General features: G+C 33.0%; 15 protein-coding genes and 1 tRNA gene. 3 read left to right on the forward strand and 13 right to left on the reverse strand.

Features of this window, described 5'->3' with window-relative positions; all coding sequences use genetic code 11:
• Nucleotides 1-3: 3 nt before the first annotated feature.
• The 6 genes from ACSVH2_RS09495 to idi all read right to left on the reverse strand — a co-directional run bounded on the left by ACSVH2_RS09495 (nt 4) and on the right by idi (nt 2,922).
• Nucleotides 4-77: transfer RNA gene (locus ACSVH2_RS09495), tRNA-Thr, on the reverse strand.
• 78 nt (nt 78-155) lie between these two features.
• Nucleotides 156-422, reverse strand: coding sequence for a hypothetical protein (locus ACSVH2_RS09500; protein WP_438092932.1), 267 nt, complete (start codon nt 420-422; stop codon nt 156-158).
• A 55-nt stretch (nt 423-477) separates the two neighbouring features.
• On the reverse strand, nt 478-1,440 hold the full coding sequence (locus ACSVH2_RS09505) for a type I phosphomannose isomerase catalytic subunit (RefSeq protein ID WP_438092933.1): 963 nt from the start codon (nt 1,438-1,440) through the stop codon (nt 478-480).
• 19 nt (nt 1,441-1,459) lie between these two features.
• Entirely contained in the window at nt 1,460-1,909 is a 450-nt protein-coding gene (locus ACSVH2_RS09510; protein ID WP_438092934.1) for a peroxiredoxin, read from the reverse strand.
• A gap of 2 nt (nt 1,910-1,911) precedes the next feature.
• A complete protein-coding gene (locus ACSVH2_RS09515; protein ID WP_438092935.1) occupies nt 1,912-2,319 on the reverse strand; it encodes a 6-pyruvoyl trahydropterin synthase family protein in 408 nt (135 codons plus the stop codon).
• A 78-nt stretch (nt 2,320-2,397) separates the two neighbouring features.
• The gene (gene idi, locus ACSVH2_RS09520) at nt 2,398-2,922 is read right to left on the reverse strand and encodes an isopentenyl-diphosphate Delta-isomerase (protein ID WP_438092936.1); all 525 of its coding nucleotides are present in this window, start codon (nt 2,920-2,922) and stop codon (nt 2,398-2,400) included.
• 202 nt (nt 2,923-3,124) lie between these two features.
• On the opposite strand from idi, the gene ACSVH2_RS09525 reads away from it, so the two are divergent.
• A complete protein-coding gene (locus ACSVH2_RS09525; protein WP_438093026.1) occupies nt 3,125-4,186 on the forward strand; it encodes a bifunctional methionine sulfoxide reductase B/A protein in 1,062 nt (353 codons plus the stop codon).
• Between the two features lie 85 nt (nt 4,187-4,271).
• On the opposite strand, the gene ACSVH2_RS09530 is transcribed toward ACSVH2_RS09525, so the two are convergent.
• The 5 genes from ACSVH2_RS09530 to ACSVH2_RS09550 form a co-directional block, all read right to left on the reverse strand.
• Complete coding sequence (locus ACSVH2_RS09530) at nt 4,272-5,852, reverse strand: NADP-dependent glyceraldehyde-3-phosphate dehydrogenase (RefSeq protein WP_438092937.1); 1,581 nt, start codon at nt 5,850-5,852, stop codon at nt 4,272-4,274.
• Between the two features lie 326 nt (nt 5,853-6,178).
• Nucleotides 6,179-6,652 carry a hypothetical protein gene (locus ACSVH2_RS09535; RefSeq protein ID WP_438092938.1) on the reverse strand — a complete coding sequence of 158 codons (474 nt, stop codon included), beginning with the start codon at nt 6,650-6,652 and terminating at the stop codon, nt 6,179-6,181.
• 31 nt (nt 6,653-6,683) lie between these two features.
• On the reverse strand, nt 6,684-7,679 hold the full coding sequence (locus ACSVH2_RS09540) for an FISUMP domain-containing protein (RefSeq protein ID WP_438092939.1): 996 nt from the start codon (nt 7,677-7,679) through the stop codon (nt 6,684-6,686).
• Between the two features lie 92 nt (nt 7,680-7,771).
• Nucleotides 7,772-8,713, reverse strand: coding sequence for a hypothetical protein (locus ACSVH2_RS09545; protein ID WP_438092940.1), 942 nt, complete (start codon nt 8,711-8,713; stop codon nt 7,772-7,774).
• An 11-nt stretch (nt 8,714-8,724) separates the two neighbouring features.
• The gene (locus ACSVH2_RS09550; protein WP_438092941.1) at nt 8,725-9,270 is read right to left on the reverse strand and encodes a hypothetical protein; all 546 of its coding nucleotides are present in this window, start codon (nt 9,268-9,270) and stop codon (nt 8,725-8,727) included.
• A gap of 79 nt (nt 9,271-9,349) precedes the next feature.
• Here ACSVH2_RS09550 and ACSVH2_RS09555 point away from each other — a divergent pair, with 79 nt between their 5' ends.
• The gene (locus tag ACSVH2_RS09555) at nt 9,350-10,603 is read left to right on the forward strand and encodes a hypothetical protein (protein ID WP_438092942.1); all 1,254 of its coding nucleotides are present in this window, start codon (nt 9,350-9,352) and stop codon (nt 10,601-10,603) included.
• Between the two features lie 5 nt (nt 10,604-10,608).
• On the opposite strand, the gene ACSVH2_RS09560 is transcribed toward ACSVH2_RS09555, so the two are convergent.
• Nucleotides 10,609-11,496 carry an EamA family transporter gene (locus ACSVH2_RS09560; protein WP_438092943.1) on the reverse strand — a complete coding sequence of 296 codons (888 nt, stop codon included), beginning with the start codon at nt 11,494-11,496 and terminating at the stop codon, nt 10,609-10,611.
• A gap of 52 nt (nt 11,497-11,548) precedes the next feature.
• Nucleotides 11,549-13,108 carry an NAD(P)/FAD-dependent oxidoreductase gene (locus ACSVH2_RS09565; protein WP_438092944.1) on the reverse strand — a complete coding sequence of 520 codons (1,560 nt, stop codon included), beginning with the start codon at nt 13,106-13,108 and terminating at the stop codon, nt 11,549-11,551.
• A gap of 109 nt (nt 13,109-13,217) precedes the next feature.
• Here ACSVH2_RS09565 and ACSVH2_RS09570 point away from each other — a divergent pair, with 109 nt between their 5' ends.
• Nucleotides 13,218-13,463 carry a hypothetical protein gene (locus ACSVH2_RS09570; RefSeq protein ID WP_438092945.1) on the forward strand — a complete coding sequence of 82 codons (246 nt, stop codon included), beginning with the start codon at nt 13,218-13,220 and terminating at the stop codon, nt 13,461-13,463.
• Nucleotides 13,464-13,549 lie beyond the last annotated feature (86 nt).

Below are 13,549 nucleotides of genomic sequence, written 5' to 3' on the forward strand. Positions count from 1 at the left end.
TTGAGCCGGCGGAGGGACTCGAACCCACGACCTGCTGATTACAAATCAGCTGCTCTAGCCAACTGAGCTACGCTGGCGTCTCAATGTGTGTGCAAATATAAAAGTCAAATTTAATTCACCAAAATATTTTTACACTTTTTTGTTGTTTTTTCTAATTATAATGAATTGATTTTTTCAACCAATTGATTTGCAGTTTGTTCTAATTCTACGTTGATTTGTTTGAAGTGAGCTTTTTTGTTTTCCACTTTCTTAGCATTCACTTTTGTAATCAAACCATCAAAAGAAGCAATTGCTTCGTCTATAATTGCGTTTGTTTTATCAGAAGGTTTTCCTGAAGTTGTCATTTCATAAATGTAAACCGCTTCAATAATATCACCTAACACAAAATTGATGTCTTTTTTTAAATTCTTAACACTTGGCATTTTCTTTTATTTTTAAAATTTGGTGCAAAACTACAGTATTTCTTTAGAATACAAACTATGAAATATAAATTTCTAATATAGATGCCTTACCAGACAGTTGAAAATCAGCTAAAAAAGCCGGAATTAATATCGTATCTCCTTTTGAATAGTTGAAAGCTTCATTATTATATGAAAGTTCAAAATCACCATCAACACACATATATACTGTAAATGATTTTTGATTTTTAGTTACTGAAATTACGCCATTCAATGGTATAAAATTAGTGGTGAAATACTCGCAATGAACCATTTCATTGGAAATGTTTTCAACTTTTGAATATTTTTTTTGTGCTCCAACAGTTTCATAATTAATAGCTTCCAAAGCTAAGTCATTATGCAATTCGCGAGTTTTTCCGTTTGCATCTACTCTGTCAAAATCATAAACACGGTAGGTAATATCAGAAGTCTGCTGAATTTCAGCTATAACAATTCCAGCACCAATAGCATGAATAGTTCCCGTTTCAAGAAAGAAAACATCACCTTGTTGCACTTTTTTAGTATCTAAAATGGAGAGTAATGTCTTGTTTGTAAGATGGTGTAAATATTCTTCGGGAGACGATTTATCTTTGAAACCAACAATCAATCGGGCATCTTCATCGGCTTGCATGACATACCACATTTCGGTTTTACCAAAAGAATTGTGTCTCTTTTTGGCTAATGCATCATTAGGATGTAGTTGTATGGACAAATCTTCTCGGGCATCAAGATATTTGAAGAGTAATGGAAATTGCTTGCCAAAATTTTTAAAAACAGCTGTTCCTAATAGTTCATTTGGAAAGTCATTAATTAAGTCGTTTAATGATTTCCCTTTAAATGAACCATTTTTAACAATGCTCACATCATTTTCTACAGTGGAAATTTCCCAACTTTCTCCTGTTGTTTCGGAAGTAATAGGTTTAGAAAGATAGGTTTTCAATTTGGTTCCGCCCCAAATTCTGTCTTTTAAAATGGGTTCAAACTGTAAGGGATATAGTTTCATGTGCTCCATTTTAGCAAACTTACAATGTTTTCAATATCTGAAGTGCTTTGGCGATATGAATTTTACTTGACATACTATTAAAAACCAATCGAATTATGCCTTCTTTGTCAATCACGTAGGTAACTCTTCCCGGCAATAATCCTAACAAATCATTAGGAACACCAAAAAGTCTTCGGAGTTTTTTATTACCATCTGAAAGCAAAATAAAAGGCAATTTATAGCGCGAAGCAAACTTTTGGTGTGACGTTTCAGAATCACTACTCACGCCTATTACTTCAGCTCCTAATCCTTTAAAATCTTCATATTGGTCCCGAAAAGTACACGCTTGAATAGTGCATCCTGGCGTATCATCTTTGGGATAAAAATAAATCACTAGTGGTTTACCCGCGTAATTATTCACTTCAAATGCTTTACCGTTACTATCAATAGCTGAAAATAATGGCATTTTGTCGCCTACTTTGAGTGCCATGGTTATCCTTTAAAAGTTACAAAATTTCGAGGTGTTTCATATAAAACAACTTCTAAATCTTTATTAACATCAATATGCTTGCGTAATTTTTGCCAAATAACAACCACTATATTTTCGGCCGTTGGGTTCAAATCTTTGAAATCTGGAACATCCAAATTCAAATTCTTATGGTCAAAGGCATTTTCCACGTGTTCTTTGATTAAATCGGCTAAAATTTTTACATCCATCACAAAACCAGTTTCAGAATCAATTTCTCCAGTAACTGAAACAATTAATTCGTAATTGTGACCGTGATAATTGGGATTGTTACACTTGCCAAAAACAGCATCGTTCTTTTCCATCGTCCAATCTTTACGATACAAACGGTGTGCTGAATTAAAATGGGCTTTTCTAGATACGGTTACTTTCATAGTGATTTAGGATTAAGGATTTTATGATTTAGGATTTTAAGAATAAGGCAGTAAATCCTAATTCCTAATTCCCAAATACTAGATTTTATGCTCTTCTAGGTAATGGTAAAATTCAGCAAAAATAATTTTGAACCAAATAGTATAAAGTTCGGGATGAGCAATCATATCGTTTCTAACTTCTTCAATACACATCCACTTCCAGCTTTCTACTTCTTCGGGATTAATATTGGGTTCTTCATTAAAATATCCAATCATGACATGGTCTAATTCATGCTCCGTTAACCCATTATCAAATGGCGCTTTGTAGATAAAATGAAATAGTTCTTTCAACTCGGTTTTGAAACCCATTTCTTCATATAATCGGCGAGTTCCAGCTTCAATATTAGTTTCTCCATCGCGTTGATGGCTGCAACAGGTATTGGTCCAAAGTAATGGTGAATGGTACTTTTGATGCGCACGTTGTTGCAACATGATTTCGTTTTTGTTGTTCAATACAAAAACCGAAAAAGCCCTGTGAAGGACTGCCTTTTCATGAGCTTCCATCTTGTTCATCAAGCCAATTGGCTCATCGCGTTCATTAACCAATATTACTTTTTCTTCCATACTTTCCTTTAAGTCTTCAAAAATACAAAAAAAAGTAAGGCTTACTAACTAAGCTACTGAAACAAGCGTTAAACTTTACTTAAATCAACTCAATTTGCAATCTATCAGACACCAATTGACAAAAATGAAATGTAAATTTGTATCCTACTTTAAAATAAGTGATATGAAAAAGTCGATGATTAACGTACTCCTTTTGTTCCCCATGTTCATGTTTACCGCTTGTGGGCAAAACAATAAAAATCAAAATTCAACAACAAAAACCAATGCTATGGAAAATGTAATTTCAAAACCCGAAAATCCCTATTACTCCAATACCGATACCAAAAAATTAGAGGTTTCTGATGCGGATTGGAAAAAAGTATTATCGCCCGATTTGTATGCGGTTGCCAGAGAAGCCGATACCGAAAGAGCATTCACAGGAACCATGTGGAAATCAGAAACCAAAGGCACCTATTATTGTGCGGCGTGTGGATTGAAACTTTTCAAATCGGAGCAAAAATTTGTAAGCAGTTGCGGGTGGCCAAGTTTTTTTGAACAAGAAAACAAAAACAGTGTGGTTTTCAAAGAAGATAACTCCTATGGAATGCGTCGTACCGAGGCGCTTTGTGGTAGATGCAACAGTCATTTAGGGCATCTTTTTGATGATGGTCCAGAACCTACAGGTAAAAGGTATTGTATGAATGCTATTTCTCTTGATTTTGTGCCAGATGGTGTAACCTCCAATTCTGGAAATTTAGATACCATTGTTCTTGGTGGCGGATGTTTTTGGTGTGTAGAAGCCGTTTACGAAAATCTAGAGGGCGTAAAAAGTGTCTATTCAGGTTATGCAGGCGGAACAGTTGAAAACCCTAGTTATGAGGAAGTTTGTACAGGTAGAACTGGTGCTGCTGAAGTAATTGAAATTACGTATGACAAAACCAAAACCAATTTAGATGAAATATTCCAAGTTTTCTTCACGGTTCACGACCCAACAACACTAAACCGTCAAGGTGCCGATGTGGGAACACAATACCGTTCTGCCATTTTTTATAAAAATGAAAATGAAAAAAAAGCTGCCGAAAGTTTAATCAAAGAGTTAAATGAAAAAGTGTTTTCTGGTGAAATCGTGACTACATTAGAACCTTTACAAAAATTTTACAAAGCGGAATCGTATCACCAAGGGTATTATCAGAACAATAAAAATCAACCCTATTGCCAAATGGTAATTCAACCCAAAATTGAAAAATTTGAAAAGGTTTTTAAAGACAGACTGAAAAAGAAATAGTAATTATAAAATTATATTAAACACAGATTTCACAAATTATCACAAATTTATCTGTGCTAATTTGTGAAATCTGTGTTTAACTTTTTTATAAAATATAATCGGTATTGATAAAATTCGATTCCTTACTATTCAACAAGGCTTGCAGAATTTCATTGTTATAAGCATTGTCCTTGGAAGCTACAAATGTCCGGATAGAAAACGAACGCAACGCATCATGAATACTCAACGTTCCTACAGCCGAGTCTTTTCTTCCGGTAAACGGATATACATCTGGTCCACGTTGACAAGAACTATTTAAATTCACTCTGCAAACTAGATTAACCAAAGTATCAATAAGTGGCGCAATGGTTTTAATATCTCTACCAAACAAACTCACTTGCTGTCCATAATTAGACTCCGCCATATCGTTCAACGGTTCTTGAATATCTTTAAAAGTCAAAATAGGAATTACAGGCCCGAATTGTTCTTCGTGATACACACGCATTTGTTTGCTTACAGGAAATAAAACCGCTGGAAAAATATAATTTTCAGTTCTCTCACCGCCTTTTTGGTTAATGACTTTTGCTCCATTATCCAAAGCATCGTCAATCAATTCCTGAATGTAATTGGGTTTTTCTACTTCGGGTAATGGCGTTAACGAAACGCCTTTTTCCCATGGATTGCCAAAAGGTAAGGCATCAACTTTTTCAGCAAATCGTTTGTTGAATTCAGAAGCAATAGACTCGTGAACGTAGAGTATTTTCAATGCGGTACATCGCTGTCCATTAAAAGACAACGTTCCTGTGATACATTCTTGAATGGCCAAATCCAAATCGGCATCAGGAAGGATAATCGCTGGATTTTTGGCTTCCAACCCTAAAATCAAACGCAAACGGTTTTTATTAGGATGTTGGTCTTGCAAAGCAATAGCCGACTTACTATTACCAATCAACGCCAAGATATCAATTTTTCCTGATTTCATAATTGGCGAAGCTACATCTCTACCTCTACCATACACGATATTAATAACACCTTTTGGGAAACTACTTCTAAACGCTTCGAGCAAGGGAGAAATCAACAACACACCATGTTTTGCTGGTTTAAAAATCACTGTATTTCCCATGATAATCGCAGGAATAAGCAACGAAAAAGTTTCATTCAACGGATAATTATAAGGTCCAAGACACAAGACCACGCCAAGCGGACCACGACGCACCATAGCATTTACCCCTTGACTTTTGGTAAAACGGGCATTGTTTCTGTCTAACTGTTTATAATCTTCAATAGTGTCATAAATATATTCCACGGTTCGGTCAAATTCCTTCTCCGAATCGGGTAATGATTTGCCAATTTCCCACATCAAATATTTCACCACTTCGCTACGAGTGGCTTTCATTTGGGAAACAAAATCCTCCATGCATTTGATACGGTCAATGACTTTCATCGTAGGCCAAATGCCTTGTCCTTTATCATAAGCAGCCACAGCAGATTTTACCACCTCATCAGCAGCTGTTTCGCCCATAGTAGGAATAGTTCCTAGCAAAGTTGGTGCATACTTTTCGGTAGAAGAAATAGTGGAATACACTTCAGACGTTTCGCCAGTCCATTTTTTTAATTCACCATCGACTAAATAAGTATCTTGATGTAATAAGTTGGTAATTTGAAATTCAGCGGGTATCGTATTCATAAAAATGATTTTTTATAAAAATACTATTTCTATAAAAACCACCGACAGACTTTATTAAAAAGAAATTAACTAAAACGTTATAATTAAAATTTACGATTTAAATAATGATTGGAATATCCCATTATTTGAAATTTCAGCCTAAAAGGGTGAATTTTCAGGTTCAAAGCCTCAAATTTGAGGTTCCGAAGGTGAAATTTGAGGCTTTTAGAGTGAAATTTGAGGTTCTGAGGCTCAATTTTCAAGTAAAAAGGCTGAAAATTCAAGTTATTACACTCAATTTTCAGCCTTTTAGGGTGAAATTTCAGGTTTTGAACCTGAAATTTGGGTTAAGCAGGTTTTTTGGTATACGTTCCTCTTTTAAAACGTTCGCTCAAATCTTCATAAATAGGTTTTGCAGTAGGAACACCTTTGCTATTAGCTTCTCTCACCTGACCATAATACAACAATGCCGACTCGAGTGCTTCGCTACCAGCTAACATCAAGGTATCATCAGCATCAGAAGCTATTTGATTGGCTAGGTTTACAACTGGGCTCAACTGGGTTACTACTTTTTCATCTTTCAAAAACTCTATCTTATCCATATAAGAGGGGATAAATTCAGGATTAGTATCCACATAGGATTTGGTTTTTTGAACAGTGGCAACCGTTTTGTTTCCCAGTTTGAAAAGAGTTTGACGCTCTTCAACTGTAAGCCCTTGTACATAAGGCGCTAGTTCTGTTTTACAATCTTGTAAATACTGCATTACTTTATCGATTACCTCTTGTGGTATCTCAATACTGATTTGATTTTGACTACTCATACTACTGAAATTTAAGGGTTATTAATTGGTTTTATTGTAATATTATTTTTTTAGTCGATAGTAAGTTATTATTGTCATCATAGATTTTTACGAAGTAAAGACCTTCGCCTTGCCATGTTTTACTAACCTCAAATTGTGGTTTGTCTATAACATTGCTATAAACTTCTTGACCTAACATATTATTTATTTTAATAGTATAGTTTGAGATTATTTCATTTCCAAAGTCTATGGTGAATTTGTCGTATGATGGATTAGGATAAATATTAAATAAAGAATCATTAAAAGCATGATTTCTTAATGAAATATTATTAATACATCGTACTGAGTAACCAGTCATCTTAAGTTGATTATCATCTGGTGTGATGCTTGTTCCGTTATAACTCATTAGGCGAGCTGCAGCATAAAGAGTTGGTGAGCTACCTGTTTGATTTGAAGTCCACCACCACCCATTATAGCGCATGTTAGTACAAATATTGGAATTTATATAGCCTCCAGGCAATCCTGTAAATCCGCTAATATTTGTTGCGCCAGTGTTTGGTGCAATCCAATGGGCTGTCCCTACTTCTTTCAGCTTGCTTCCAGCCACATTATTTAAGTAACCCCCATTTGAATTAGGGTCTAAAAAATTAATTAAAGTTGACCATTCTATTTTGGTTGGAATGTGCCATCCTTGTGGGGCTAATTTCTTTCTTAAATTAGGATCATTTGCAGATGCAGTATTATAAATTCCTGCGACAGCATACCAGTTATATAATTTACCATAAACTGTTCCGTATGAAGTGTTATTTTCATAATAACACCAAGCTCCTGTTGTAAGATTTGACCATGTTGAAAAATCCGTTACTTGTGGTATTACAGTGCCATCAGAGTACTTAGAAACATTTAAGTTTTCTTTTGTCCATTCTTGAGTTCCAATTATTACACTGTTATAGAAATTTCCATCAATATCAGTTACTCCATTTCCTGCTGTTTGGCAATAACTATTAATACTGATACAAAACAGAATTAAACATTTAAATTTTTTCATGATATATAGATTTATTCATTGAAAAGTTATTTTTTTAGTAAACATCAAATTATTATTGATTTTATAAATACGTGCCTTTCTCATTCGCCTTTTTACTTTTCTTTTAGTTCACGATAGCTTATACCTTCAAAATTATAATTTGGTTCTTTATAATTTAAGTCTCCTCCAATAGACTTGTAATTAAATTGTTCTCCAAAAAAAGTATTTAGTATTAAATTTCTAAAATAATTATTATCATATGAGTGTAGTCGGTATTCTGAATTGTTTATAAAATCTTTATTATTTTCATTATTATACAAATCCCTAAATGTTATTAACTTATTACTGTTATCGGTTACACTCGCTTGACCTGTTTTAAGGTCTCTGACTATGCTTTTGATTAAAAACCCATTTTCATATTCATTTACTACTTCATTTTCAGTGTCTTTAGTATAATATTTCCCATTGTAAAATCCTTTATCATTAAAATTAATGTTATTAGTCTCAATAATTTTTTCATTATTTTTTTCTATTATAGTAAGATTTCCAATCAATATCCCTTTTTTAAATTTAGCGCTGGTGCTTTTATACAAAGAATTCATCCATGGTCCAAACTCCATTTTTTTTGTGTTACGGTTATATTTTTTATTTCTATTTTTGCCTTGAACAATACAAGTCCAAGTTCCATCTGGCAAACCATCTACATAATTTGCTGTTAATTTAATATTCGAAGTAACATAATAGTCATTTTGATATATGTCATTGTTATTATAGTCATAAGTCCAAGTTCCATTTTTTAATCCATTTTTAAAATTACCTTGAATATTTTCATTAATTCCTTTGTAATTTCCACTACCTATAAAACTTAATTTAAAAAGCCCATGTTTAACATAGTTGTATGACGAGTCTTCATAATAATTATAACTTACATCTGCATCTTGCCAGATTCCTGTAATTCCCAAATCTAATTTTCCATTAAATAATTTTGTCGTTTGAGAATAGTTATTACTCACAAATACAATTAAAAGCAAAATTGTTGATACATTTTTTTTCATCTCTTGATAATTTAAATTATTGGTTTTAATGATTTTAGTTCTTTTATATCTTTTGGATTTCCGTTTTGTAAAAAGTAAACACCAATATTTACTTTTTTATATCTGGCAAAAATTACATTCACATCATTTGTAATTTTAATATCAATTGGCATTTGAGATTTCCAATATTTATCTAATAAGGACGCTTCTTCTTTTGTAACAATCACGGCATGAACTAAATTATCAAGGATAGAAAAAATTACTTCTTGACTTTTATCACTTTCTTCTAATAGTTTTACAATTAGTTTTCTTGGTACTGCATGTTCATGTCTCAATCCTTTAATGCCATTACTTCTATAATGCTCTATTGCGGCTTTTGTCCAATAGGGTTGTCCTTTATATTTTACCAACTTGTAGTTATTCGATCGCTCACTTATCCAAGGAGCCATTTTTATATCAGCATTTTTGAAAAGTTCATGAACAAGGCAGTCGTTTCTAAATCTATCAGCAATAGCTATAGCTAAATTTCTTTTGATTTCTTGGTTATGAGATTTAACCTTTGAGTGTGGTTCTGTCATAAATTTGTGTGCTTTTAGATTTCACCAAATTTATACTTTACAACTATTCACAATTACTTCAAGTTACTCCAAGTAGCAGATGCTTTTAAATGTCGATAGTTATTTAGTATTTTTACTTCCGATGAAAGGAACAGATAAATTTATTCAAAAAATTTGCAAGCAAATTGAAACCGCTGTTAATAGAACTATTAAGGGTTTTCCAGATGCAATATGGTTGTCGGATATTTTTAAAGAAAAGAAATTACTAGTTTCTGCTTCAACCTTTGCAAGGCTTTATGGGCTAACAGTATCTTCATCAAAACCCTATCTTTCTACTCTAGATAATCTTGCCAAATTCTTAGAATATGACAATTGGGAAAATTATGTAGAAGATCAATCTAAACATCACTTTAGCTCTAATCACTTTTTAACAGAAGAAGCTAAAGGTTTCTCTCAAAGCGTTCTAGAAATAGCTTTGCATTTAAGACGTTATGATACGGTTCAAATGTTACTAGAAAAATACACCTATTTTGAAAACAATCCTGTTCATTTTTCCACAGCCAATTTAATCGGTAAATATGTTAAGAAAAATAATTATGATGAAGCATTGCTCCTAGTTTTAGCGAATTCAAAAGCAGGCAGAAGTTTGTTTTATGAATGTTTTGTAGATGAAGAGAATGTTTCTTTTACAAATGCATTGTTCAATTATTATTTGCCTAAAGTAACAGCTAAACAAGACGTTTTTTTTGTGTACAGCTATTTGTTGGCACAAAAGGGATATTCAGGCACTATTGAAAAATCTAATATAAAAAAATATCAAAAATTAGTAAATACAATTGATATTAAAAAACTCCATTATCATTTGCTTTCACGCTTTTTTGAATGCAATATTCTAATTGATGGCATAGAAAATACATTGCAAAGTAAGGTAACTTATTACTTGGACAGTATTTCAAATTATGCAATTTTGACTGATAAAAATGAATGGTTATTGGCTCGCAACATTAGAGTGTTATTACATTTTGGATTTAAAACAGCACTTTTAAATCATGTCCTATTCAATGAAATTGTGAATACTACCATGATGAAAAAAAGCCAAAACAAAAAATCGGCTGCTTTATATATTATTCAATTGTTTTGGTTGTACAGCAATAAAGAAGATACGATAGCATACCAACCATTTCATTTATCAATTGATTATTTACAAGGAAATTCAATCGAAAGAATTGCCATTGAATCAGCCACTGCTAGTCTTTATTCAAAAGGGAGAAACAAAAACCATATTGAAGAAAATTTAATACAATTTTGTACTGATAATAAAATGAAATGGATAATTAATTTATTGTATTATTAATTATTCTAATACAATAATAAAAAACTACCAATCGATGCAAATACTATTAACACCCAATCTTTATTATTTAGTTTTTCTCTAAAAAGGTAAAGTCCAACCGCTATAACGGTAAGTTCAAATAACAATCCAATTAGTATATTTACACTTACCGGTAATTGTGTTAATGTAAAATTACCCAACAAACTTCCTCCGGCCACAAGAAAACCCATAAGTAAACAAAGCAATAGATCTTTATTTTTGAGTCTGGGTGGTATTATTCTTTTTTCTTTAAAAATAAGCAATCCAACGCAGGAAAAAAATACACAGATTTCAAGTATTATACTAAAATTTAGAACGCCAAATTTTTTGATAGGAATTAAAAAAAACACAAAAGATATTCCCCAAATAACGCTAAACAACAAGGTGAAAAGTACTTCTTTAGTAATTTTAAAATCTACCAGTTTCTCTTTTTGATGGAGAAATAAACCTATACTAAACAATAGAAGTGACACATATTTTGCGCCATTTAAAGCTTCATTGTATATAATTACAGAAGTTATAAATGAAAAAACAGGAGCAATTCCATTCAAAGGAGCAATAAAACTTAATCGTCCATTTTGCAAAGCTTTTGTATAAAAATAAAGTCCCCAAAAACTGAAAAGACATATTGTAATACAAATAATCCAATCGTAAAGAGAAGGAGATGAAATGATTTTATTAAAATCTTCTATCGCATTATATTGAAAATAAAATTTAATGAGTAATAAAAAAAATAAAGTAGCAATAACCCTGTAGAAAATATAATGATAATTTATACTCTGATTAACCAAAACCTTTTTCCATACAATTCCTGAAAGAAGAAAAAAGAGAGAAGAAATTATTTTGATAAATAAGGAAAGTTTGAAGTCTAACATTTTTTTAGGAGTAATAACTGTTTTTTAATATTGAATTTTAAATTACCATTACTCACTTCAAACTTTCCGCAATCTTCAACGCACATTTCTCACCATCAATCGCTGCGGAGATAATACCGCCAGCAAAACCAGCACCTTCGCCACAAGGATACAATCCTTTTATTTGAACGTGTTCGAGTGTTTCGGTATCACGAGGAATTCTCACGGGTGAGGAAGTCCTACTTTCGGGTGCATGAAGAATAGCGTCATTGGTCATATAACCACGCATGGCTTTGCCAAATTCAATAAAACCTTCGCGCATAATTTGCGTTAAAAAGCCAGGAAAAACTTGTCCCATTTCCACCGAAGTAGTTCCAGGAACATAAGAAGTTTTGGGTATAGAAGAGGATACTTTATTTTGCGTGAAATCTATCATGCGTTGTGCAGGTACTTTTTGAGTTTGCCCTGCTAAATGCCAAGCTTTTTGTTCGATACTTTTCTGAAATTCCATACCAGCCAAAGCACCAAACTTGGCAAAAGGTTTGAAATCTTCTAATTTTAATTCTACCACAATTCCTGAATTGGCAGTAGCTTGATCACGTTTTGATGGCGACCAACCATTAGTCACAACTTCACCCGGACTTGTAGCGCATGGTGCAATTACACCACCAGGACACATGCAAAAAGAGTACATACCGCGACCATTTACTTGCTTCACTATAGAATATGGCGCTGGAGGCAAATGTTCGCCACGATAATCGCAACTGTATTGAATTTTATCTATCAACTCCTGTGGATGCTCTGCACGAACGCCAAGCGCAAAAGGTTTGGCTTCAATGAAAATCTTTTTTCTGTCGAGTAATTCAAAAATATCGCGAGCCGAATGTCCTGTGGCCAAAATAACTTTGTTAGCTGAAATGGTATCTCCATTTTGAGTTACGATTCCTTGGATTTCATTGTTCTTGATTATAAAATCAGTAACACGCATTTCAAACAACACTTGTCCACCACATTCTATAATCTTCTCCCGAATATCTTGAATAATTTGGGGTAATTTATTAGTTCCGATATGCGGATGAGCTTCCACTAAAATATCGGGTGTGGCACCAAAACCAACTAATAACTTTAGAATTCTATCCACATCGCCACGTTTTTTAGAACGCGTGTATAATTTTCCATCAGAATAGGTTCCAGCGCCACCTTCACCAAAACAATAATTGGAATCTTCATTCACAATATGGTCGACATTGATGGCTTTTAAATCCCGACGACGACCACGAACGTCTTTGCCACGCTCGATAACAATAGGTTTTAATCCTAATTCTATTAATTGCAATGCAGCAAAAAGTCCAGCTGGTCCAGCACCAATAATAATTACTTCTTGTGCATTAGAAACATTTTGATAATCGGGAAGTTCGATTTTTTGTGCTACAAATTCTTCATCAATTAAATAAACTAAAACTTTAAGGTTGATCTTAATTGCCTTTTGACGGGCATCGATAGAGCGTTTTTGTACGACTACTTTTTGAACTAATTTAGTTGAAACTCGAACTGTTTTTGCCACATATTCATTGAGCAAATTTTCATTGGCTGCTATTTCGGGTGAAACTTGAAGTTTTAGTTCTTGTGGCATGAGTTGATTTTTTACTTTGTACTGTTCGACCTAAAGGTCTCGGGTGACAAAAATAGCAATTTGAAATTTGTTATTGTAATTTTGCATCTTTACAAATTCAAAAGAAAAAATGTCAAGACAAATAAAACTAATTTGGGATTTTCGAGGAGAAGCTTCTGCCAAGATAGCGGAACATCATGAGATACATTTGAAAGAATATATAGCAATTGAAAAATTACCCATAAACATAACGGGGTTTGAAATCAAAAGCGAATTGCACGCCATTGCTTATATGGTTGTAACAGATGAAAATATGGTTGCGGTCAGAGATTCTTTAAAACCGCATCGTGGAGAAATATACGAACAAGCAAATTGAAATGTAAAGTATCGAGTTGCCTAAAATAGCTTTCAAAATTCCATAATTTCGGAAGCGAATTTGTAATTAAAAAAACAATAATTCAG

It is taken from the genome of Flavobacterium sp. RSB2_4_14 (assembly GCF_051547085.1).
Taxonomy (GTDB): domain Bacteria; phylum Bacteroidota; class Bacteroidia; order Flavobacteriales; family Flavobacteriaceae; genus Flavobacterium.

What these genes read in the sequence shown, in the direction of transcription:
- ACSVH2_RS09565 (WP_438092944.1), bottom strand. Translation starts at nt 13,108, where the DNA reads ATGCCACAAGAACTAAAACTTCAAGTTTCACCCGAAATAGCAGCCAAT.
- idi (WP_438092936.1), bottom strand. Translation starts at nt 2,922, where the DNA reads ATGGAAGAAAAAGTAATATTGGTTAATGAACGCGATGAGCCAATTGGC.
- ACSVH2_RS09530 (WP_438092937.1), bottom strand. Translation starts at nt 5,852, where the DNA reads ATGAATACGATACCCGCTGAATTTCAAATTACCAACTTATTACATCAA.
- ACSVH2_RS09555 (WP_438092942.1), top strand. Translation starts at nt 9,350, where the DNA reads ATGCTTTTAAATGTCGATAGTTATTTAGTATTTTTACTTCCGATGAAA.
- ACSVH2_RS09500 (WP_438092932.1), bottom strand. Translation starts at nt 422, where the DNA reads ATGCCAAGTGTTAAGAATTTAAAAAAAGACATCAATTTTGTGTTAGGT.
- ACSVH2_RS09505 (WP_438092933.1), bottom strand. Translation starts at nt 1,440, where the DNA reads ATGAAACTATATCCCTTACAGTTTGAACCCATTTTAAAAGACAGAATT.
- ACSVH2_RS09570 (WP_438092945.1), top strand. Translation starts at nt 13,218, where the DNA reads ATGTCAAGACAAATAAAACTAATTTGGGATTTTCGAGGAGAAGCTTCT.
- ACSVH2_RS09550 (WP_438092941.1), bottom strand. Translation starts at nt 9,270, where the DNA reads ATGACAGAACCACACTCAAAGGTTAAATCTCATAACCAAGAAATCAAA.
- ACSVH2_RS09525 (WP_438093026.1), top strand. Translation starts at nt 3,125, where the DNA reads ATGTTCATGTTTACCGCTTGTGGGCAAAACAATAAAAATCAAAATTCA.
- ACSVH2_RS09515 (WP_438092935.1), bottom strand. Translation starts at nt 2,319, where the DNA reads ATGAAAGTAACCGTATCTAGAAAAGCCCATTTTAATTCAGCACACCGT.
- ACSVH2_RS09510 (WP_438092934.1), bottom strand. Translation starts at nt 1,909, where the DNA reads ATGGCACTCAAAGTAGGCGACAAAATGCCATTATTTTCAGCTATTGAT.
- ACSVH2_RS09560 (WP_438092943.1), bottom strand. Translation starts at nt 11,496, where the DNA reads ATGTTAGACTTCAAACTTTCCTTATTTATCAAAATAATTTCTTCTCTC.
- ACSVH2_RS09535 (WP_438092938.1), bottom strand. Translation starts at nt 6,652, where the DNA reads ATGAGTAGTCAAAATCAAATCAGTATTGAGATACCACAAGAGGTAATC.
- ACSVH2_RS09545 (WP_438092940.1), bottom strand. Translation starts at nt 8,713, where the DNA reads ATGAAAAAAAATGTATCAACAATTTTGCTTTTAATTGTATTTGTGAGT.
- ACSVH2_RS09540 (WP_438092939.1), bottom strand. Translation starts at nt 7,679, where the DNA reads ATGAAAAAATTTAAATGTTTAATTCTGTTTTGTATCAGTATTAATAGT.